Origin of the sequence: Tolypothrix sp. VBCCA 56010, assembly GCF_050875635.1 — a bacterium.
Classification (GTDB): Bacteria; Cyanobacteriota; Cyanobacteriia; order Cyanobacteriales; family Nostocaceae; genus Hassallia.
The window spans coordinates 1-21346 of record NZ_JBPAOH010000026.1 but is presented as its reverse complement, the minus strand read 5'-3'; the positions used below and the strand labels follow the sequence as shown (position 1 = coordinate 21346).

General features: G+C 42.6%; 26 protein-coding genes. 12 read left to right on the top strand and 14 right to left on the bottom strand.

Annotated features, from left to right (window positions below; genetic code table 11):
• Positions 1-52: 52 nt before the first annotated feature.
• Both AABK37_RS11595 and AABK37_RS11590 read right to left on the bottom strand, forming a co-directional pair.
• Positions 53-430 carry a Mo-dependent nitrogenase C-terminal domain-containing protein gene (locus AABK37_RS11595; protein ID WP_432551719.1) on the bottom strand — a complete coding sequence of 126 codons (378 nt, stop codon included), beginning with the start codon at positions 428-430 and terminating at the stop codon, positions 53-55.
• Between the two features lie 304 nt (positions 431-734).
• Complete coding sequence (locus AABK37_RS11590) at positions 735-1004, bottom strand: hypothetical protein (protein ID WP_432551718.1); 270 nt, start codon at positions 1002-1004, stop codon at positions 735-737.
• 35 nt (positions 1005-1039) lie between these two features.
• Here AABK37_RS11590 and AABK37_RS11585 point away from each other — a divergent pair, with 35 nt between their 5' ends.
• Positions 1040-2254 (top strand): anion transporter, encoded by a 1215-nt coding sequence (locus AABK37_RS11585; RefSeq protein ID WP_432551717.1) that lies wholly within the window; start codon positions 1040-1042, stop codon positions 2252-2254.
• A gap of 289 nt (positions 2255-2543) precedes the next feature.
• Here the strand turns inward: AABK37_RS11585 and AABK37_RS11580 are convergent, their stop codons facing one another.
• From AABK37_RS11580 to AABK37_RS11560, 5 genes are all read right to left on the bottom strand, one after another.
• Positions 2544-3326, bottom strand: a complete 783-nt coding sequence (locus tag AABK37_RS11580; RefSeq protein ID WP_432551716.1) for a Bpu10I family restriction endonuclease — start codon at positions 3324-3326, stop codon at positions 2544-2546.
• Entirely contained in the window at positions 3295-4518 is a 1224-nt protein-coding gene (locus AABK37_RS11575; RefSeq protein WP_432551715.1) for a DNA cytosine methyltransferase, read from the bottom strand. The genes AABK37_RS11580 and AABK37_RS11575 overlap by 32 nt, the downstream gene beginning before the upstream one ends.
• A 165-nt stretch (positions 4519-4683) precedes the next feature.
• A complete protein-coding gene (locus AABK37_RS11570; protein ID WP_432551714.1) occupies positions 4684-6462 on the bottom strand; it encodes a ribonuclease J in 1779 nt (592 codons plus the stop codon).
• 265 nt (positions 6463-6727) lie between these two features.
• Positions 6728-7624: a 4-hydroxy-tetrahydrodipicolinate synthase gene (gene dapA / locus AABK37_RS11565; RefSeq protein WP_432551713.1), complete on the bottom strand. Its 897-nt coding sequence runs from the start codon at positions 7622-7624 to the stop codon at positions 6728-6730.
• 165 nt (positions 7625-7789) lie between these two features.
• A complete protein-coding gene (locus AABK37_RS11560; RefSeq protein WP_432551712.1) occupies positions 7790-8833 on the bottom strand; it encodes an aspartate-semialdehyde dehydrogenase in 1044 nt (347 codons plus the stop codon).
• A gap of 512 nt (positions 8834-9345) precedes the next feature.
• On the opposite strand from AABK37_RS11560, the gene AABK37_RS11555 reads away from it, so the two are divergent.
• The 6 genes from AABK37_RS11555 (at position 9346) to AABK37_RS11530 (ending at position 14502) form a co-directional block, all read left to right on the top strand.
• Complete coding sequence (locus AABK37_RS11555; RefSeq protein WP_432551711.1) at positions 9346-9612, top strand: hypothetical protein; 267 nt, start codon at positions 9346-9348, stop codon at positions 9610-9612.
• The gene (gene tig / locus AABK37_RS11550) at positions 9609-11075 is read left to right on the top strand and encodes a trigger factor (protein WP_432551710.1); all 1467 of its coding nucleotides are present in this window, start codon (positions 9609-9611) and stop codon (positions 11073-11075) included. Before AABK37_RS11555 ends, tig begins: the two co-directional genes overlap by 4 nt.
• 111 nt (positions 11076-11186) lie before the next feature.
• The gene (locus tag AABK37_RS11545) at positions 11187-11318 is read left to right on the top strand and encodes a hypothetical protein (protein WP_432551709.1); all 132 of its coding nucleotides are present in this window, start codon (positions 11187-11189) and stop codon (positions 11316-11318) included.
• A 122-nt stretch (positions 11319-11440) separates the two neighbouring features.
• A complete protein-coding gene (clpP, locus tag AABK37_RS11540; protein ID WP_039753616.1) occupies positions 11441-12136 on the top strand; it encodes an ATP-dependent Clp endopeptidase proteolytic subunit ClpP in 696 nt (231 codons plus the stop codon).
• An 18-nt stretch (positions 12137-12154) separates the two neighbouring features.
• Positions 12155-13498, top strand: coding sequence for an ATP-dependent protease ATP-binding subunit ClpX (gene clpX, locus AABK37_RS11535; RefSeq protein ID WP_432551708.1), 1344 nt, complete (start codon positions 12155-12157; stop codon positions 13496-13498).
• Between the two features lie 101 nt (positions 13499-13599).
• On the top strand, positions 13600-14502 hold the full coding sequence (locus AABK37_RS11530; protein ID WP_432551707.1) for an alpha/beta fold hydrolase: 903 nt from the start codon (positions 13600-13602) through the stop codon (positions 14500-14502).
• A 193-nt stretch (positions 14503-14695) separates the two neighbouring features.
• Here AABK37_RS11530 and AABK37_RS11525 read toward each other — a convergent pair whose 3' ends face one another.
• Together AABK37_RS11525 and AABK37_RS11520 are read right to left on the bottom strand one after the other, a co-directional pair.
• Positions 14696-15682, bottom strand: coding sequence for a GntR family transcriptional regulator (locus tag AABK37_RS11525; RefSeq protein ID WP_432551706.1), 987 nt, complete (start codon positions 15680-15682; stop codon positions 14696-14698).
• 266 nt (positions 15683-15948) lie between these two features.
• Positions 15949-16071, bottom strand: coding sequence for a hypothetical protein (locus tag AABK37_RS11520; RefSeq protein ID WP_432551705.1), 123 nt, complete (start codon positions 16069-16071; stop codon positions 15949-15951).
• Between the two features lie 40 nt (positions 16072-16111).
• Here AABK37_RS11520 and AABK37_RS11515 point away from each other — a divergent pair, with 40 nt between their 5' ends.
• Entirely contained in the window at positions 16112-16855 is a 744-nt protein-coding gene (locus tag AABK37_RS11515) for a dienelactone hydrolase family protein (protein ID WP_432551704.1), read from the top strand.
• 174 nt (positions 16856-17029) lie between these two features.
• The gene (locus tag AABK37_RS11510; RefSeq protein WP_432551703.1) at positions 17030-17935 is read left to right on the top strand and encodes a S1 RNA-binding domain-containing protein; all 906 of its coding nucleotides are present in this window, start codon (positions 17030-17032) and stop codon (positions 17933-17935) included.
• 102 nt (positions 17936-18037) lie between these two features.
• Here the strand turns inward: AABK37_RS11510 and AABK37_RS11505 are convergent, their stop codons facing one another.
• Entirely contained in the window at positions 18038-18532 is a 495-nt protein-coding gene (locus tag AABK37_RS11505) for a hypothetical protein (RefSeq protein WP_432551702.1), read from the bottom strand.
• Positions 18533-18721: 189 nt separating this feature from the next.
• Here AABK37_RS11505 and AABK37_RS11500 point away from each other — a divergent pair, with 189 nt between their 5' ends.
• The 3 genes from AABK37_RS11500 to AABK37_RS11490 all read left to right on the top strand — a co-directional run bounded on the left by AABK37_RS11500 (position 18722) and on the right by AABK37_RS11490 (position 19916).
• Positions 18722-18934, top strand: coding sequence for a helix-turn-helix domain-containing protein (locus AABK37_RS11500; protein ID WP_039753623.1), 213 nt, complete (start codon positions 18722-18724; stop codon positions 18932-18934).
• Positions 18935-19152: 218 nt separating this feature from the next.
• Positions 19153-19365: a helix-turn-helix domain-containing protein gene (locus AABK37_RS11495; RefSeq protein ID WP_039753625.1), complete on the top strand. Its 213-nt coding sequence runs from the start codon at positions 19153-19155 to the stop codon at positions 19363-19365.
• A 338-nt stretch (positions 19366-19703) separates the two neighbouring features.
• Positions 19704-19916 carry a helix-turn-helix domain-containing protein gene (locus AABK37_RS11490; protein WP_039754232.1) on the top strand — a complete coding sequence of 71 codons (213 nt, stop codon included), beginning with the start codon at positions 19704-19706 and terminating at the stop codon, positions 19914-19916.
• 12 nt (positions 19917-19928) lie between these two features.
• On the opposite strand, the gene AABK37_RS11485 is transcribed toward AABK37_RS11490, so the two are convergent.
• The 4 genes from AABK37_RS11485 to AABK37_RS11470 all read right to left on the bottom strand — a co-directional run.
• Positions 19929-20255 (bottom strand): hypothetical protein, encoded by a 327-nt coding sequence (locus tag AABK37_RS11485; RefSeq protein ID WP_432551701.1) that lies wholly within the window; start codon positions 20253-20255, stop codon positions 19929-19931.
• A gap of 142 nt (positions 20256-20397) precedes the next feature.
• On the bottom strand, positions 20398-20850 hold the full coding sequence (locus AABK37_RS11480; protein ID WP_432551700.1) for a type II toxin-antitoxin system VapC family toxin: 453 nt from the start codon (positions 20848-20850) through the stop codon (positions 20398-20400).
• Positions 20847-21113 (bottom strand): FitA-like ribbon-helix-helix domain-containing protein, encoded by a 267-nt coding sequence (locus AABK37_RS11475; protein WP_432551699.1) that lies wholly within the window; start codon positions 21111-21113, stop codon positions 20847-20849. The genes AABK37_RS11480 and AABK37_RS11475 overlap by 4 nt, the downstream gene beginning before the upstream one ends.
• A gap of 11 nt (positions 21114-21124) precedes the next feature.
• A partial coding sequence (locus AABK37_RS11470) for a hypothetical protein (protein ID WP_432551698.1) occupies positions 21125-21346 on the bottom strand: 222 nt, incomplete at its 5' end.

Below are 21346 nucleotides of genomic sequence, written 5' to 3'. Positions count from 1 at the left end.
CCACCGGAACGTCTCTACCGCCCCCGGAACGTCTCTACCGCGCCTTTCATTATTAACAGTACTGTGATATATCCTCGCCGCAATCATCGGCTAGATAGCACAGCGCTCGGAAGCGTAATCCAACCACTTCTTCATATAAGGGGTTGAGCTTACACATCGGTGGAATATGAAATAAGGTTTTACCGAATAATTTCACATTGCGCTCAAAGGGACATTGAGCCGGAATTAATTTGCACAAGCGGTGAGCAAAAGTGCGATCGCTTACTTTAATATTGTCTATCCACAGCCGCAGTGGTTGAAGAATGTCACGGTCAGGCTCTGAGGAACGACTGTACAGCGCGGTTACGTTAGTGTCAGATGCATTTGCGGGATTTAACGATACCCAGCTTGCTAAAAAAATCTTTGGCGTGGTACTATGAAATACCTTCATGGTTCGCTCCTCTGTGTTTGTGAGGGTCACAGAACTGTCCGATGACTCTCTACAAGGTGTAAATTACTTTCAAACGAAAATCGTGTTTTGACTTAGACACACTCTGATGTTTAGGTAGCTACTTGAATCAGAATCTATTTGTTACTACGTCAAGTTAACCGCACTTTTCCAAAAATAGGAACTGTACTAGTCCTATCTTGTTGATAACTTGACACAGTTTAAATTTTAATAAAGACATCTGCCTTTAGACAGGTTTTATTGTAACATTTACAAAATTTAATGCAAGTCGTTTGTGCCAGTATTTTTACTGGAATTTGCGAATTGGGAATTGGGAATTGGGAATTGGGAACGTGGGAACGTGGGCATTGGGCATTGGGGAGCCAGTGCGTTGGTAAGGCAGCGCGGTCTTGGGGGTTTCCCCCATGAGCGACTGCCGCAAGGGTTTCCCGGCAGCCGTGCACCTGGCGTCATTGGTAATAATTCTTTCCCCTTGTCCCCTTGTCTGCCTTGTCTGCCTTGTCTGCCTTGTCCCCTTGTCCCCTTGTCTGCCTTGTCCCCATCCCCTAGTCCCCAATTCCCAATTTGTTGTTCCCAGTCTTCGGTAAAAAAGTGATTGTCCTTAAATATGGAATTTATAGCGTATTAGGGTTGACTTACTTAGGGTTAGCGTTGGGTAGCCTACCTGGGTTACGGATGAACCGTGCGACGATCGCTTTAGTTGGATCTGCCTTTCTAATTGCTTTGGGTGTGGTGACTTTACACGAAGCGTGGGAAGCAATTGATGCGAAAACCATCGTGTTTCTTTTGAGCATGATGGTAGTCAACGCTAATTTAGCCTATGCAGGATTTTTTCCCCAGGCACTGTCGGTGTTGTTGAGTTTTACCCGCAGTCCTCTAGGTATATTAATAGCCTTAACTTTTGGCAGTGGTATCCTCTCCGCGATTTTTCTCAATGACACGATAGCGCTGATTTTTACACCATTAACATTAAGCTTGACTCAAGCTTTGGGTTTAAATCCGATTCCTTATTTACTAGCTGTTGCGGGAGCAACTAATATTGGCTCGGTGGCAACTTTGAGCGGAAATCCACAAAATATATTGATTGGCTCGTTTTCCGGTATTGGCTATTTAGAGTTTTTACGGGCATTAATTCCAGTTGCCGTGATTGGCTTGATAATTCAGATAGAATTGCTGTGGTTGCTTTATCCAGAAGTGCGTTCACGGAGTGTGCCGCAGGTATCGCTTCAAGCGTGCGATAATTTGAATACCACAAAAACACGTATTTTCAAACCGCTATATCAAAAAACTTTAATCATCACCACCGGCTTACTCATTGCTTTTGTTGCCGGCTTACCTCTAACAGAATCTGCCTTAGTTGCTGCTAGTTTATTGCTAATCACTCGCCGAGTCAAGCCACAGCGCATCCTCAAAAAAGTGGATTGGAATCTGTTGGTAATGTTTTCTGGACTCTTTATCTTGACAAGAGTGACGCAAAAGTTAAATTTATTGCAGCCATTCACTCATGCAATTAACTCTGCTGCTAGTTTATTGGGGGTGACAGCTATCTTGTCTAATTTAATTTCTAATGTTCCAGCGGTACTTTTACTGCAACCATTAATTCCTAAACATGATACACATTCCTGGCTGTTACTAGCAGCCGGATCAACTTTAGCTGGTAATCTAACTTTATTTGGTTCCGTTGCTAACTTAATAGTCGCAGAAGCTGCAAACGAGTTAGGTTACAAGCTGACTTTTTGGGAGCATTTGCGCTTTGGGGCACCGTTAACTGTATGTACTTTAGTTTTGGTTTATCTGTTGGTTTAGAAATTTATTGCAAATAACGAGGCTATTAAATTAGCCAACCACGTTGAAGTCCTTGCTCTACCCCACCTGCCCAATCTGTGGTTAAATGTGTCCGCACAGTAGAAAACAAATGCCACACTACATTAGGATCAATTGGATTTTTAATATACTTATCAAGGTATCTATATTCTCTGTCAGTATTTTTTTGTTTTCGTAAGACATAAATTTGATCTACCTTGTACTTTCGTAAATTGACTGCATCCGAAAGCTTGAGCCACTCCATCACCACAATATATAATCCGTTTGGGTTTCAAGCCTTGACTTCTTCAGCAGCTCTAGATGAACCTTCTAACATTGTCTTATCAAGATAAGTTTTGCATTCTATCGCCACGACAGGAATATCAAAGAAATGCTCTTCTGAATCACCTGCATTTAAAGTTTCACTAAACGCCGATAAGCTTTCAGCAGGTACTAAAATGCTCTCTATTGTCTTATCTTGGTTTTGGTCTAATTCTTTGAGAATCTCCGAAGCTTTTTCTACTGGATCATTTACGACTTCGGTCTGTTTCTGCGAATCTAAATCATCTTGTATTCTTGATAAACCAGATTTACTCGTCTGCAAAGAGGCTAAAACCGTGACTCCTATAACAAAATCATGATCCTTTTTTTCAATTCTTGCATAAGGTGTCTCTAACATTTTTGCATAACTGGGAGCTGCGAAGAAAATATCCTTGAATGTATGAGATTTTCCTATTAACGCACGCTCTCCAAAATCACTAACTATATCCTTAAATAAATAATATAAAAACTCTTCTAAAGCACTGGAATGTAAATTCGATCTAGAGTCAAATTTTTCAGCATAGTGCTGTTTGTCGATAAAATTTTTATATTCTTCAAAAAGAGCTACACGCTGTCTAACAGTTTCTATATCACTCTCAGATGGCGTTACACCGGGACCGATTAAATTTGTATTTTGCTTGTGCCAATCATCGTATAAGGAGCGAATTTCAGCTAAATACCGCTTACTGTCAACATCTTTGTACTTGGTTTTATGATTTTCTTTAGCTCTGAGATTCGCTCCATGTACTAGCATAAGTATTTTTATAATTTCTACTAATATTCTCAGCGATCGCTTTTCCTAATAGTGGCGGTACGGCGTTACCAATTTGATTATATTGACAGAGATGTTTTTCTGCTGTTCTACCTTCTTTTATAAGTAGCTTGTGACTGACAACAGTTGGTTTGCCTTTAAAGACAAACCAATCTGGAAATGATTGAATTCTTGCACCTTCTCTGGCAGTAAAGTTTCTATTTTTATATGGATGTACAAAATTTGCATAAAATGAAGCCGGAATAGTATGACATGGTTTGTGCGGATATAATCTTCTACTATTTTGAGCGTATACTTTTTCAGATATAATCTTATTGCTATTTCTTTTATATGGTTTTAAATATTCAGGAACGTCGGCAAGCGAGTCTCCCCAAGACATTAATTTAAAACGTTCTATAGTTCGTTGAGAATGTTTCATAGCTACGTGATTGTACACTTTTCGAGAACTGATTCGCATTTGATACTGATACTCATTGCTAGGTTCTTTATCATATTCAACTTCCTCGTTACCTTCTCTAGCATTGATATCAGGCAAATCGGAAATAGCCTCCCATAATGTAGGACATAACTTTAGTGTCGAGTCAAAAATTTGTAACTGTTTATTATTTGAAAAATAGTGAGTAGCTTCTGGAAAAGGTATTTTCAACTTGAGACGAGAGGCAATAACAAACAGCCTGCGCCTTATTTGTGGTATTCCGTATCTAACAGCTTCTAGTATATCGGTGTATACATAATATCCAATTGTTTCTAGTTCTGTTTTTATAATTTCAATAACAGGCTCTCCTGAGATTGTCTTGGCACTTATCAGTCCAGGCACATTCTCCATGATTAATAACTCTGGTTTGAATAATTTGCCAACTCTTAAAAAATCTTGAAACAAAGAATTTCTAGGGTCTTTTGGGTCGCCTGCATTTTTTCTACAGTTTGAGTATCCTTGGCAAGGTGGTCCACCTAAAACAACATCAGGTAAATTATCCTTAAATGCATTTATCAAATATTCATCTGAAAACTTTTGTATGTCTCCAACAAGTACTTTTGCATCTTTGTGATTATATGCAAATGTTTCCGCAGCCCACTCGTCTTCTTCTATTGCTCCAATAATGCTATTTCCTGCTAGCTTAAACCCCAGACTGAATCCTCCAGCGCCTGCAAATACATCAAGTACTTTTAGCAATTAAACGCCTCCTTCCAAGGGTTAACTCGCTTACTTTATCTCACACCAAGACAAGCCAGCGCCGTGCGGGGGTTCCCCCCCGTTGAGGCGACTGGCGTGCAAAGTCGCCAAGAATAACTTTCTTTGCCTCTTTGCGTCTTTGCGTGAGCTTTTCTCTTAAATTCCCTACGATGCCACTTGAGCAGCAGTGCGAGTCCGGCGCCTTCTGCCGTCGGTAGCAACTTTCACCGGAGGTTCATCAGGAGTTTGCATCAACAAAGTTACAGATGGTTGACATTGCAACTCTTTTCTGATGGATCGTTGCAATTCCCGCTCTAAAACGCCTTGCAATCCACCCCAGTCCATCTCTGATTGCTCGCTTTCAAAGCCAGGATTGCTAAATTCAGACCAACGCACGCTGAGAATTTCTTCAATCCGCTGTTGTACCCATTTTTGCAGCAGCGATCGCTCTATACTTGTCACCACCCCGCGCAGGTGAATTTCTGGTTTTGCCATCAGCTTGCCACTCCAATCGATTGCCGCAGCGATGGTAATAATGCCTTCGGAAGCCATGCGTTGCCGTTCTTGCAATACTTTGGAGCTAACCATCCCAGAACTAGAAGTATCTACCAACTCTATACCAGACGGCACTTTTCCAGCAACTTTAATAGAATTTTCCGTTAATTCTATTACATCGCCATTCTGTATAATCACCATATTCTCTGCCGGAATGCCCACACTTTGAGCCGTCTGGGAGTGCTTCACCAGCATTCGATGTTCGCCGTGAATCGGTAAAAAGAACTTGGGTCGAGTCAACGCCATCATTAGCTTTTGGTCTTCTTGACAGCCGTGACCGGATACGTGTATTCCTTTTTCTCTACCGTAAATTACATTTGCGCCCTGCATCATCAACTTATCGATGGTGTTGACGACAGCGATCGTATTTCCGGGAATCGGGTTAGCTGAGAATACTACTGTATCGCCTTGCCTGATTCTGATATGAGGATGTTCTTTGTTGGCAATCCGTGTCATTGCTGACATCGGTTCGCCCTGAGAACCCGTAGTCAAAATCAGCACTTTATCTTCTGGTAAATTCCGAACCGCGTGTAACGGCTGTAAAAGATTATCTTCGCACTTAATGTAACCAAGATTACGCGCATGGGCTATCAAATTCAGCATTGAACGCCCGACAACCGCCACAACTCGGTTATACTTCTGCGCTAGCTGTAAAGTCATGTTGATGCGATGCACGCTGGAAGCGAAGGTAGTCACGAACAGTCGCCCAGGTGTTTGCATGAAGATGCGTTCTAGGTTGGGATAAACTGAACGTTCTGAAGGGGTAAATCCGGGTACTTCTGAGTTGGTGGAGTCACTCATCAGGCAAAGTACGCCTTTTTCGCCGTGTTCGGCTAACCGTTGCAAGTCAAAATGCTCACCATCGACTGGGGTGTGGTCAAATTTAAAGTCGCCTGTGTGAATAATTACACCTACAGGGGTGTTAATTGCCACAGTGAAACTATCGGCGATGGAATGAGTATTACGGATATACTCGACTACAAATGATTTGCCAAATCGCACCACATCACGGGGTCTGACTGTTCTTAATTCAGTGCGATCGCGTACACCGGCTTCTTCTAATTTCCCTTCTAGCATTGCCAGTGCTAGTCTCGGACCATAAATCACCGGAATGTCAAATTGCTTTAGGTGAAAAGCGATACCCCCAATATGGTCTTCATGACCGTGGGTAACGATCATCCCTTTAATTTTGTGGCGATTTTCCCGCAGATAAGTTGTATCCGGCAGAACAATATTTACTCCATGCATTGCCTCTGTTGGGAAAGCCAAACCTGCATCTAACAGGATAATTTCGTCATCATACTCGAAAACGCAGGTATTTTTACCAATTTCATGTAAGCCGCCCAATGGAATGATTTTTAGGGCGGAGTTAGCTTCGTTTTTAACCATTTTCTCCTGGATTGTTGTTTGCGGTTAATAAGTTGTAAGTAAGCTGTCTTCTATTACAGGCAACAGTATTTGTGTTTTATGTCACTTTGAAAAAGCGTGAATTTTAAATTCAGATGGAACTGTTGTTCAATAAATAAAATTGACTTTACACACTGAAATTTCATACTATATCGTTAGTCTTAACACAGGCTTCATCTGTACAACCTGGTTAGAATTACGTCTTTTTCTCAGTAACTGCGGAGCGCCAAAATTTGCTTGTTTCTCATCAAGTTTGTGCTTGAATTAAATTAAGTTCCTGAAGAACCGACTTTAATTTTTGAGTTACTTCTGCGTCGGCTTCACACAGCGGTAGACGAGTTGAACCTACCTCCCAACCTTGAAGTTGCAAAGCTTTCTTAAGTGGAATGGGATTTGTAGTTTTAAATAAAGCTTTAAACAACGGAAATAATTGCAAATGAATCTCAGTAGCAACTTGAGTTTTTCCCGCTGAAAAGGCTTGGATCATCTGCTGTAGTTGGGTTCCTACCAGATGACTCGCCACGCTGACTACTCCCTTTGCCCCGATCGCTAACAAAGGCAAAGTTAGTGAATCATCTCCAGAGTAAATCTGAAATTCTTTCGGTGTCAAGCGGCGAATTTCACTTGCCTGGTCTATATTACCACTAGCTTCTTTAATCCCGACAATGTTGTTTACCTCGGCTAAACCTGCTACTGTTTCTGCACTGAGGTTTTGACCAGTACGACCTGGGACATTGTATAACAACATTGGGAGGTCGGGACAGGCTTGGGCGATCGCCTGAAAGTGCGCTTTTAAGCCGGCTTGCGGCGGTTTGTTGTAATAAGGTACAACTTGTAAAGATCCATCTATTCCTATTTTAGCGGCTTTTTGAGTAGCAGCGATCGCTTCTTTCGTAGAATTAGAACCACATCCTGCCATTACTTTTGCTTTTCCTGCCACCGCTTCGGACACCACAACAAACAACTGATATTCCTCTTCCCAACTTAAAGAAGGTGATTCCCCAGTTGTCCCGCATACCACCAGTGTATCTGTACCGTTTTTCGCTAGATGTGCTGCCAATTCGGCGGCTACATCGTAATTAACACTGCCGTCTGCTTTAAACGGCGTAATCATCGCGGTTAAAACTCTACCAAAATCTACCACCCTTTTTTCACTCCTAATTAAATGGATGCTATTTTTTTGTATCTTGGTGGCTTTCTCTTGTCATAACCGATCTGCAAATTGCTATAATAGCGTGATTTGCACATTTTCATTTCTTTTTCTGTATCTTACGTTAGTAATTTTCGCGATATAAATTTACTTTTTTTCTTAACTAGAAACGTAACTTGCCATCGGTTTTAGTATCTTTTTTTCCACCAACAACTCCGCAATTTGCACTGCATTTAACGCGGCACCTTTACGAATTTGGTCGCCACACAGCCACAGTTCTAATCCGCACGGATGAGATATATCCTGACGAATTCTCCCAACTAAAACGTCATCTTGCCCGCTAGCTTCAATTGGCATCGGAAAATGATTTGTTTCCCAATTTTCTACCAATTTGATACCAGGGGAATTACTTAAAATTTCTCTTGCTGATTCCACAGCAAAAGGTGTGGCAAATTCTAGATTAATTGCTTCCGAGTGAGCGCGAAGTACGGGAACCCGTACACAAGTTGCGGTAATTCTTATATCTTGATTTCCAAATATTTTTCTGGTTTCGTTAACCATTTTCATTTCTTCCTCGCAGTATCCCAAATCATTCAATGGGGAGTTATGCGGAAATAAATTAAACGCTAACGGGTAAGGAAATACTTCCGCAACTGGTTTTTGTCCTTGTAAAATGGCGCTTGTTTGGGTTGTTACTTCTGCCATTGCTTTGGCACCAGCACCACTTGCAGATTGATAAGTTGCAGCGACAATGCGCTGTACAGGCTTAACTTGATGCAATGGATAGACTGCTAACGCCATTAAAATTGTCGTACAGTTGGGGTTAGCAATAATGCCAGTATGGTTAGCTGCGGCTTGGGGATTTACCTCTGGAACTACTAAAGGGACTTCTGGATTCATCCGGAAAGCACTGGAATTATCAATTACCACCGCACCCGCTGCGACAGCTATTGTTGCCCAAACTTTGGATATCGAACCTCCGGCGCTAGCCAGCACAATATCTACATTATCAAAGGCATCGTTGCTTACTGCCTCTACTGGCAAATTTTCTCCTTTAAACGGTAGAGTCTGCCCTGCACTACGAGCGGACGCTAATAACTTTAAATTATCAACTGGAAAATTACGACTTTCTAACAATTGCAGTAATTCTTTGCCAACTGCACCAGTCGCTCCTAAAATAGCTACACTATAGGATTTAGACAAATTTGCTTCCTCCTTACTTAATAAGTTGTTATTTGCAATTTTTTGCTGGTCAAATCCCCGATTGATCCATATGTAATTATCAATAGCAGATATAAAATAAATCCGAATAGTTCACTTAGGTATCTTTTAATTTAATACATTATTTATTTTCTTGGTCATTTTAAGTAATGTTGCAATTTCCAACAATTACTATTTTAAATTTCTACCAATTTAAAATAAATATTATATAACAAACTTTCATATTTAGCGCTAAAACAAGTTTGATATCTGCACTTTTGTTGCCGTAGAAGCCAAATGGCGATCGCCTTAATCTTCCATTCTGTGTAAACTAGGTTCGCAGGATGATGGTTATACTATGATGCAAATGGACGTTTTTGAGCTATACCTCAAGGCAACTGGCGCTTGAGGCTAAAAGCACAAAGACGAACTGCTGGTTGAAAACCAGGATATCACGGTGTAAGCCCCACGAAAAACTAATTTCGATTTGGGGAATGGGGAATGGGGAATGGGCAATGGGCAATGGGGAATGGGGAGACAAGGAGACAAGGGGAAAGGGGAGAAGCCCAATGCCCAATGCCCCATGCCCAATGCCCCATGCCCAATGCCCCATGACCCATGCCCCACGTAAAGTTATTACGCAATTAGTGTCAAGTGCTTTGACATTAGCAGTAAACTGGATCTCTGCTGAAGGGCATCCATTTTTCAATTTAGACGCTCTACTCGTATGCGTCTCTAGTCCACTCCGAGTAAAAATAGCAGACAACACAGACGAAGCATGAAAGTCACCCAGGAAAAACTTCCCGCTAGCCAAATAGGGCTGGAAATCGAGATTACGCCAGAAATGACTAAGCAAACTTACGAAAAGGTGATTAAGAACTTCACTAAAGATGCTAATATTCCTGGGTTTCGCAAAGGCAAGGTGCCTCGCCCCATATTGCTACAGCGCATCGGTACAGCTAGAGTTAAGGCAGCAGCACTGGAAGAAATAATTCAAGATGGCATCGAGAAAGCGGTAAAACAAGAAAACATCCAGGCGATCGGACAACCGCGCTTGCGATCGTCGTTTGAGGAATTGATTAATAATTATGAACCGGGCAAAGCTTTGATATTTTCTGCTGGTGTAGATGTAGAACCGGAAGTAAATCTGGTTAAGTATACTGACTTTGAAGTTAAAGCTGAGGAAGTAAAATCCGATCCAGAGAAAGTGGATACAGTCCTAGAGAGCCAACGTCAGGAAATGGGAACATTAATTCCTGTAGAAGGACGTGCAGCGCAAATCGGTGATGTGGCTGTGGTGGATTTTAAAGGTGTGTATTTCAAAGGAGAAGACGAAACCGCAGAACCCGAGCCAATTCCAGGTGGAGAAGCAGAAGATTTTCAAGTAGAGTTGCAGGAAGATAAGTTTATTCCCGGATTTGTGACGGGGATGGTAGGAATGAATCCTGGGGAAACCAAAGAAATTTCCGCTCAGTTTCCCGATCCGTATGCGAATGAAGAATTAGCCGGAAAAGCCGCCAAATTCACGGTAACGCTCAAAGAAATTAAAGAAAAAGAGCTACCGGAATTAAATGATGATTTGGCTCAAGAAATGAGCGATTTTGATACATTAGCCGAATTGCGTGCTTCTTTAGAAGAACGGTATGAAAAAGAGGCTGCTAGCAAAACTAAAGCAAATAAACAGGAAGCTTTGTTAGCAGAATTACTCAAGCACGTAGAAGTAGACTTACCAGAAACGATGATTGAGCAAGAAGTCGATCAAATGCTGACGCAAACAGCGATGCGACTTTCTCAACAGGGGTTGGATGTTAAGAAGCTGTTTACCCAAGATATTATTCCTCAGTTGCGAGAGCGATCGCGTCCGGAAGCAATTGAACGCTTAAAGCGATCGCTTGCACTTATAGAAATCGGTAAACGCGAGTCCATCGAAGCCACACCCGAAGAAATCGAGGCAAGAGTTACAGAACTGATGCAAGAGTACGCAGATCAAGATGTTGACCCCGAAAGACTCCGCGCAGTAGTCGAAAATGAACTCTCAACCGAAAAAATCGTCGATTGGCTGATAGAACACTCATCAGTCGAACTTGTACCTGAAGGTTCTCTGACTCCTACTGAAGAAGCACCGGAATTAGAAGCAGCTGAACTTGTACCTGAAGGTTCTTTGACTCCTACTGAAGAAACATCACCGGAATTAGAAGCAGCACCAGAGGTAGAGGAACAAAACGGCGAATCTACTCCAGAGTAGAGAGATAGGGGGGCAGGGGGCAGGGGGCAGGGAGACAAGGAGACAAGGGGACAAGGGGACAAGGGGACAAGGAGACAAGGGGACAAGGGGACAAGGAGAAAAGGAGAATTTTTGAATAATACTCTCCCCATCCCCCCCTCTCCTTGTCCCCCCCTCTCCCCCTCTCCCCCTCTCCTTGTCCCCCCTCTCCCCCTCCCCCCCTCTCCTCTACCCAGATTACCGCCCAAGCTTGATAGTGTGTAACACGAGAGCTATTTATATAAGGCATAATGGTTAACACATAGCTAAAATACAAATCAAATTCGCTCGTGTTAGGCAGCAAAAGCTGCTTTATCTTTGTCCTAATTATTCTCAAACGTTCTTTTATGCTTATATCGCAGTCGGGAAATGACCCAATCAACAGTTTGGGTCTAAGACAAATTAACTCTCAAAGCAGCCCTAGTAACATCGTCCCGATGGTGGTAGAGCAATCTGGTATGGGAGAAAGAGCTTTCGATATCTTCTCCCGCTTACTGCGAGAGCGGATTATCTTTTTGGGCACGCCAATCGACGATACTATTGCTAACTCAATTGTTGCCCAGTTGTTGTTTTTGGATGCGGAAGACTCAGAAAAAGACATTCAACTGTACATCAATTCTCCCGGCGGCTCGGTCTACGCAGGAATGGCAATCTATGATACAATACAACAAATTCGCCCGGATGTTGTAACTATTTGTTTCGGATTAGCTGCGAGCATGGGGGCGTTTCTGCTGACTGCTGGAACCGCTGGTAAGCGGATGTCTCTACCCGATTCTCGGATTATGATTCACCAACCGCTCGGTGGCGCTCAAGGGCAAGCAATTGACATAGAAATTCAGGCAAGAGAAATTCTTTACATTAAGTCAAAGTTGAATCAGTTATTGTCTGAGCATACTGGTCAACCCTTAGAAAGAATCGAGGCTGATACTGAGCGCGACTTCTTCATGTCGGCAGAAGAAGCGAAAAACTACGGTTTGATCGACCAAGTTATTTCCAGACAAAATCTACCCACCGCTGGGGAAAACGTCACCATTGTGAAATAAGAGGCTGGTATGGCTGGTATGACTAAGTACGACTCCCATTTAAAATGTTCATTTTGTGGCAAGTCTCAAGAGCAGGTGCGTAAATTAATCGCCGGACCTGGAGTCTACATATGCGATGAATGCGTTGACTTGTGTAATGAAATACTAGATGAGGAGTTACTCGACACGAATGGTGCGGCAACACCACCAGCCGCACCCCGGTCAGAACCACCTCAAAAACGTCGCGCTCGCTCTAACAGTATCTCATTTAATCAAATACCCAAGCCACAAGAGATTAAGAAATATCTCGACGAACACGTTATTGGTCAAGATGAAGCCAAGAAAGTGCTGTCAGTGGCGGTTTACAATCATTACAAACGATTGGCGATCGTCCAGTCTAAAGGCAGTGGCAAACCTGGGGCAGATGATGCTGTAGAGTTGCAAAAGTCCAACATTTTGCTGATGGGACCGACCGGTTGCGGTAAAACCCTGTTAGCACAAACTTTGGCGAAAATTTTAGATGTACCCTTTGCCGTCGCTGATGCCACAACGCTGACGGAAGCCGGGTATGTAGGAGAAGATGTAGAAAATATCTTGCTGCGACTGTTGCAAGTAGCCGATTTGGATGTGGAAGAAGCCCAAAGAGGAATAATCTACATCGACGAAATAGACAAGATTGCTCGCAAAAGCGAGAACCCCTCGATTACACGGGATGTTTCTGGCGAAGGCGTACAGCAAGCTTTGCTGAAGATGTTAGAAGGAACGATCGCCAACGTACCACCCCAAGGAGGACGCAAGCATCCGTATCAAGATTGTATACAAATTGATACAAGTAATATTTTATTCATCTGTGGTGGCGCTTTTGTCGGTCTGGAAAAAGTTGTAGATCAGAGAGTTGGCAAAAAGTCAATGGGCTTTGTCCAACCCGGAGAAGGTATATCCAAAGAAAAGCGAGTGGCAGATACTCTGCGCCATCTAGAACCAGACGATCTAGTGAAGTTTGGGATGATTCCCGAATTCATTGGGCGGATACCAATGGTAGCGGTAGTAGATCCGTTGGATGAAGAAGCACTGATGGCGATTATGACGCAACCCCGCAGCGCCTTGGTGAAACAGTACCAAAAACTGCTGAAGATGGATAACGTCCAGCTAGACTTTAAACCAGATGCCTTAAAAGCGATCGCTACTGAAGCCTATCGCCGCAAAACCGGTGCTAGGGCGCTGCGCGGTATTGTGGAAGAACTGATGTTGGATGTAATGTACGAGTTACCCTCTCGTAAAGATGTGACTCGCTGTACAGTAACGCGAGAGATGGTAGAGAAGCGATCGACTGCCGAATTACTGATGCATCCATCCTCACTACCCAAGCCAGAATCAGCTTAAAAAAAGATGTTCGTGCAGCGTCTTAGCAAAAGAAGGATGAAGGATGAAGGATAAAATTTTATCTTTCATCTTTTAAGTTGTACAGTTGACACTTAGTTTAGATGGCTTACATTAGGGTTCGGGGTGTTGAACACTACTACGAGTGGATAAAAAAATTATCTGGTTCGCAGGTGAAACCAGTGATGATTTTTATTCATGGTTGGGCGGGTTCGGCTAGGTATTGGCAAAGCACCGCTCATGCTTTATCAGATAAATTTGATTGTTTGCTTTATGATTTGCGCGGTTTTGGGCGTTCCGGTGGACAACCAATTGTAGCCAAAGCAAGTGAATCTGTGGTTGAGTCAGTTGAGTCGCAGTCAGTAGAAGAAGAAGATCGAGCGATCGCTGAGTTAACTTATGAATTAGAAGAATATGCTGACGACTTGAAAGTGTTGCTAGATAAGTTGCAACTACAGAAGGTTTATATTAATGCTCATTCAATGGGCGCGTCAATTGCTACTTTGTTTCTCAATCGCTACCCCGAACGAGTAGAACGAGCAATTTTGACTTGTAGCGGCATTTTTGAGTACGATGAAAAAGCGTTTGCAGCCTTTCATAAATTCGGTGGTTACGTAGTTAAATTCCGTCCCAAATGGTTAGGAAAAATACCATTTGTTGACCGAATGTTTATGGCGCGATTTTTACATCGTCCCATACCAGCGGCGGAACGTCAGGCTTTTTTGCAAGATTTTTTGGTAGCAGATTACGATGCTGCCTTGGGCACAATTTTTACTTCTGTAAGTAAAGCGGCATCTGAGTTAATGCCTGATGAATTCGCGAAAGTGACAGTTCCTACCTTGCTGGTGGCGGGAGAATATGACAAGATTATACCCGCTCAGATGGGGCATCAAGCAGCGGCATTGAACGATAAAGTAGAATATGCCCTGATTAAGCGTACTGCTCATTTCCCGATGTTGGAAGACGCACCAACTTATTTACAGTTGGTGCGAGAGTTTTTGAATTAGTTAGTTGATAGTTGTGAGTTGATAGTTGATAGTTGTGATTTGATAGTTGTTGGTTGGTAGTTGATAGTTGATAGTTGATAGTGGTTAAAGAATATCGACTAACTACTACCAACCACTAACCACTAACCACTAACCACCAACCACTAACCACTAACCACTAACCACTAACCACTAACTACTAACCATTCAGAGATTACCCCAAACCCAGTTCTCTTTTGAGCAAGTTAATCGATTTAGTACCAATGTAATTTTCGCTGCGAATCAGTTTAGGTGGACGAATAATGTCCTCTTGAGCGGCTTGGACTGCGGCTTGGACTGCGGAAAAACTGACTTGATCGCTGCTAAAAATCACTTCGGCACGTTTAACGAGCGCTTGAAGTTTGTAGGCATCTTTTGGTTGAGAAGTCATCACGAGTAGTTCATCTCCCCGAAAGCCGTGGATGATCACTTCTGTGGCGCGGAGAATGCCAGAACTGAGGCTGACTATGCCCACACAGCTATCTTTTGGTAGGGTTCTCACCAAATTGATTTCTTTGGCGTAGTCGTAGATATCTAGGGGAATGACTCGCACAGTTTTCGCTAGGGCGATCGCTTCGACTTCCGCGATAAAATACCGACTTGTAACTACAGTGGCAGAGGATGTTTGATCTAAGACTGTAATTAAATCTTCCATCGCTACCAACTGTACTGGTATTTTGAGGGATTGTTCTAATTCATACATCATTAACTCGCCAGCACCAATATCTTGAGATGGAGCCGCCACCAGTACCCGCGCACTACAGCGCAAGCGCCAATCAATTTCTGCCAAGAATATCTCACGAGCTTGATTGAGCGAACAGCCTTGGGAAAGCAGTTCATCCATTGCTAGTTGGACAACTTTGTATGCTTCGGGATGTTGCTTGAGAATTGGCGATTTAAGCCGACTTCCGCCTTCATGACCTTGAGCGCGGACGTAAATTCCGGAACCAGCGAGACTTTCGACAAATCCCTCTTCTTCTAACTGGCGGTAAACTTTGCTGATCGTATTGCGATGTAACCCCGTCTGCATTGCCAGCGCTCGCGTGCTTGGCAATTTGTACCCAGGTGGATATTGCCGGGAAGCGATCGCAAACCGGATTTGATTAAACAGCTGGGTTGATGCGGGAATTTCACTGTCTGGCTGAATACGGAATTGAATCATCACCAAACCTCCTTCATGTGCTAGTAGTGGTATGCGACCAGCTGCATATGCTACTTGTCAAATATTTTATTCATACATCGAATTGATATGCGTGGAAATTTCTTATGCAGTCAATAATTCCTAATTGGTAGTTTGATTTGAACTTGGGACTGGTGAGGCAGCGCACAATTTCATTGAGCGTTTACAAAAAACAGGTGTAAAAGGGGGAGCGAAGGAAAACTGGGTATTGGGGAAGAAAATTATTCTTTATTTCTCATTTTTAATTTTTAATCAAGCGTCCAAGCGTCGCCAAAATAAGTGCGCGATCGCGTTTTTTGTTCGCGCAGCGTTGGCGTGACAGGAGAAGGAGAAGAAAGCGACTTGTTGAGATGAAGTTGAGATCCTGGCATAGTTATATCTGATAATTACAAAGTATGAGTAAAAACAATTATGATTCAAGCAATCGATACCAAAACGGTTAAGCTTTCCCAAGGCAATCTAGAAATAGAGGCTTACCTGGCACAACCACAAGAACCAGGTTCCTACCCAGGTATTGTGGTATTGCAAGAAATTTTTGGTGTCAACGCCCATATTCGCGAAGTTACAGAACGTATTGCGAAAGAAGGATATGTAGCGATCGCCCCAGCAATTTTTCAACGTATCGCCCCAGGTTTTGAAACTGGCTACACTCCAGAAGATATTGAAACTGGCAGAAACTATGCGATGCAAACTAAAGCATCAGAGTTACTGAGCGATGTTCAAACGGCGATTGACTACCTCAAAAGCCTCCCCAAAGTGAAAAAAGATGGTTTTGGGTGTATTGGCTTTTGCTTTGGCGGTCATGTAGCATATCTCACCTCTACTTTACCAGATATTAAAGCTACCGCTTCATTCTATGGCGCAGGCATTACCAGCCGCACACCAGGAGGCGGCGCTCCCACCCTTACCCTCACCCCAGATATCAAAGGCACATTATATGCCTTTTTTGGCAAGGAAGATGCCAGCATTCCTCAAGAGCAGGTAGATCAAATAGAGGCAGAGTTAGAAAAATATAAAATCGAGCATCGTGTGTTTCGCTACGATGGAGCTGACCACGGATTTTTCTGTGACCATCGCGCCAGCTATAATCCTAAAGCTGCGGCTGATGCTTGGGAGCAGGTGAAACAACTGTTTGACAGCCAGCTGGCGGTGTAGAAACAAACGCGAAGGCGCAATTCGCACCAACGCGATCGCAAGCGTGCTTCGCGCTCACCAAAGAACCGCCTGACTGCACGCATAACTACTACTGAGTTGTTAAGTGGACGTTGTTTGGCGGTTAATAAAACTCCAGTGGCATCAGCTCTATATAGCAATTTATCTTCAAAGATCATGAATTCCGAAGCGAAACTTTCTCAAAAAGCCAACTCGTCGTTCACAATGGACGATTTTGCCAAAGCACTGGAAAAACACGACTATCAGTTTCAAAAGGGACAGGTGGTACACGGTAAAGTGTTCCAGCTTGACCATGATGGAGCATATGTCGATATTGGCGGCAAATCGTCAGCTTTTATCCCCCGCGATGAGGCTTCTTTGAGAGCAGTAACCAATTTGTCGGAGGTGTTGCCGCTACAAGAAGAACTAGAATTTATAATTATCCGAGAACAGGATGCAGAAGGTCAAGTTACCCTATCTCGGAAACAGTTGGAAATTAAGCACATCTGGGAACGGCTGGAACAAATGCAGGAAAACAGCCAGACGGTAGAAGTGCGGGTAATGGGCGTGAATAAAGGTGGTGTCACCGTTGATTTGCTAGGTTTGCGGGGATTTATTCCGCGATCGCACTTGGTTGAGCGTGATAATTTAGAAGCTCTTAAAGGTCAAACTCTAACTACTGGCTTTTTAGAAATTGATCGCAGTAATAATAAGCTCATACTTTCTCAGCGCTTGGCGACTCGTTCTGCCGGCTTCAGTATGTTGGCTAATGGTCAGTTGGTCGAAGGTAAAGTTACTGGTATCAAGCCTTTTGGTGTGTTTGTTGATTTGTCAGGTATTAGTGCCTTACTCCACATTAAGCAGGTAAGCCAAAAATTTATTGACAATCTAGAAAAAGTCTTTCAAGTCGGTCAGCACGTTAAAGCTGTAATTATTGACTTGGATGAAGGTAAAGGTCGCGTTGCTCTTTCTACCAGAGTTTTGGAAAACTTCCCAGGCGAAATTCTGGAGAATATGGACGAGGTAATGGCTTCAGCCGAAGCGCGTGCAGCGCGTGCGTCGAACAAAGCTGAAGAAAGCTAGTTGATAGTTGTTGGTTGATGGTTGTTAGTTGATGGTTGATGGTTGTTGGTTGATAGTTGTTTTTCCACTAACGACTAACGACTAACGACTAACGACTAACGACTAACGACTAACCACTAACCACTTACTCTGTTGACGATAGCTGTCTCGCAGTTCCTGCAATCTTTCTTCATGAAACGCAAATTTAATTAACGCGACCAATTTGCCCCAAGTGTACAACACAGCTGATGAAGGCGATCGCCAAAATTCGTTTAGAAAAAATTTCACCCACAACTCAGGCGCTTTGCTTCTTCTTCCTTGTTCATTTTGCTTTTTCCAACGCTTGCGCCATTTGATGAAGTCGGCTGTGGTGGGTGGCTCTACTCCTATAATTGGCGGAAAATCAGCGTAGCTGACAAATTTACTCACTCCCTTGGCGTGGACGTAAACTATATATCGCCAGCATTCCACTACATAAATATCTTCCAAGTTAATGTTAAACATGATTGTCACTGCTTCTTCTGTGACAAATCGCGAGCTGTTGTGGCGAATGGATGATTTATGTACTATTTTTGATTCACGGATGACGAGCGCTTTTGGCTTGAGGGATGATAACATAAAGTAAACCTCACGTTTTAATGAGAAACCTCTTGATTAATGAGATACCTCTTGATTTAAGAGATTCTCGTTTGACGAAATATGGTTTTTGTTCTTTAGCGATCGCCTTTCAGTTTCCTACGCCAAAAGGCGATCGTTTTATACTATAGTATAATTAAAAGACTAAACATAGTCAATTGTCAATAGGGAATGGGAGTAATTAGGCTACGCATTAGAGAACTTGCTGCTGAGAAAGGCTGGACAATTAAGGAAGTGTCAGATCGTTCCGGCGTGGTGTACAGTACTTTGAGAACCTATGCCCGTTCGCCTGGGATGTCAATGGTTGACTTTACTGCAATCCAGAAGTTAGCCCGCACGTTTGATGTGATGATTGAGGATTTAGTTGAAGTCGTTGAGGACTAGGCTATATTGTAAGAATTTTTCTGGTGATCGCCCTTTATCGCTTTTGGTTTGAGTGATGATACCATAAAATAAACCTGTAAGCGGATTTGGAGGAAAATTCCATTTCGTTTAGGGGATTTGAACAAAGCGATCGCATGCAGTGTTGACTACGCCAAAGGGCGCTAGTTTTATAGACTACAATTATTAAAGACTCATATAAATCAATTGTCAAGTAAATTATGGGAATGATTAGGCTGCGGGTTCGAGAGTTTGCTGCACAGAAGGGTTGGACGATAAAAGAAGTATCTGACCGTTCCGGCGTGGTCTACAGCACTCTGAGAACATATGCGCGATCGCCTGGATTAGAAACTGTTGACTTCACAGCAATCCAGAAGTTAGCCCGCACGTTTGATGTGATGATTGAGGACTTAGTGGAGGTAGTACGGGAGTAGGCAAACTGCGTTAATTTATATATTGCCAGCATTCCACTACATAAATATCTTCAAAGTTGATGTTAAACATGATTGTCACCGCCTCTTCTGTGACAAATCGCGAGCTGTTGTGGGCGAATCGAGGATTTATGAACTATTTTTGATTCACCGATGACTATCGCTTTTGGTTTGAGTGATATAACATAAAAGAAACCTGTGAACGGATTTGGACGAAAATTCCATTTCGTTTACGGGATTTGAACTAAGCGATCGCCTTTTTTGTTTTCCACGACCTAAGGCGATCGTTTTATAGCTTACAATTATTAAACGACAATAAAGTATCACTTGTCAAGCGCAAAATGGGGCTTGTTAGGTTAAAAATTAGAGAATTTGCTGATGAAAAGGGCTGGACGTTAAAAGAAGTGTCTGACCGTTCCGGATTAGTGTATAGTACGGTAAGAGCCTATGCACGATCGCCTGGGATGGGAAGCGTTGACTTTACGGCAATCCAGAAATTAGCCCGTTTGTTTGATGTTATGATTGAGGATTTAGTTGAAGTAATCGAGGAGTAAGCGCGTTGCTAGTTAATCCCACCAAGCATACAGCACACTAAAATTTATCTCTGTTTCATCAGCGCTTTCTGCAAACTTCTCAAACTCATCTCTGAGATTAAAATCAATTCGAGCTTCAATTAGTTCCGTCTCTATCCTTACTTCAATTCCCTCAATGCTGGTTCGGTAATCTTCTCGGTCAGGGGAAATAGCATATCCAATAAAGATCGGATTATAACCTTTGGCAACACAATTTTTGTCAAATTCGTAGAATTGCTCAATTGTGGGAGAAAAGTTTTGTTTTTCCTGTGGGTTAGCAAATTTCTCTTTTAGCAACTTCTCTAGCTGATCCAAAGACAAGTTGTGGAAATGCTCCGCACCACCTAAATCTTCATTCCAATTTATACGCTCACCAAAAACAATCGACTTCGCGTCGATGATAATCGTGGTTAAGATTGTTCATTTGATTGTTTTGTGTATTCTAATTGATTGGCGTTTTAATTCAGGACAAGAGCGGAACCTCAAAATCATTGAACGAGATAACATCGTAAGACGTGGCAGCTAAAGCCTTAACAAGCTTTTGATCAAGAGTCAGTAAAGTAACACTAACTTGTTGTGAAAGCGCAACATAAGAAGCATCATAAGCCGAAATTCCATGAGTTAAGGCAATATTTACAGCATCAGCCATTAAATCAGCAGTGGAGACGACACGCAACGGAAAAGCTTTGAGAGTGACTAAATCTGTTTGAACTTCAGCAGCAGTGTACATCCCTGCACGCACATACTTCCAGAAAGTGTTAGCACACTCAATGTAAAATAGGTCTGGGATGAAGATTTCTGTTTGTGGATTGGCAAAGTGATCAAACAGTTGATTAACTTTTGGCGTTAGCGGATCGGCAATAAATTGCTTGATGCACACACTGGTGTCCACGACGCATCTAAGAGGAGTGGTCATCTGTCGCGGTCTTCTCTAATTAATTCGCTACTATCGGGTAATCCAAAATCACCGGGGTTCACTCGACGACGGTTGCGACTTTCCTCTAGAAGTTTTAGGACATTTTGTCGCTTTTGTTCTTCTGTTTCTTGTGCTTGAGTTGTCAAGACTTGTTCTAACAGAGTGATAACTTGGGCATTAATTGAACGATGCTGAGATGCGGCTAACTCTTGCAGCTTTGCATATAAATCATCGGGTAAATTTCTTACATAAAGGGTAGCCATTGGTTGACCTCCTAGCAGGATTTATACTTTATGCTAGCATAATGCAAGCTTAGAGTAAACAAGAGGCGATCGCGCAAATTATTTGTCTGTGCGATCGCCAAATTGTTTGTTGGGTGTGAATTACATAGATTCAGTAAACCAAAAAGTTTTCTCCTCAGGGCGATCGCTAAAAAATTTTGTAGTAGATGATACTTTTTATTCAGCAAATATTGAACCAGCAAGACTAGGATTGA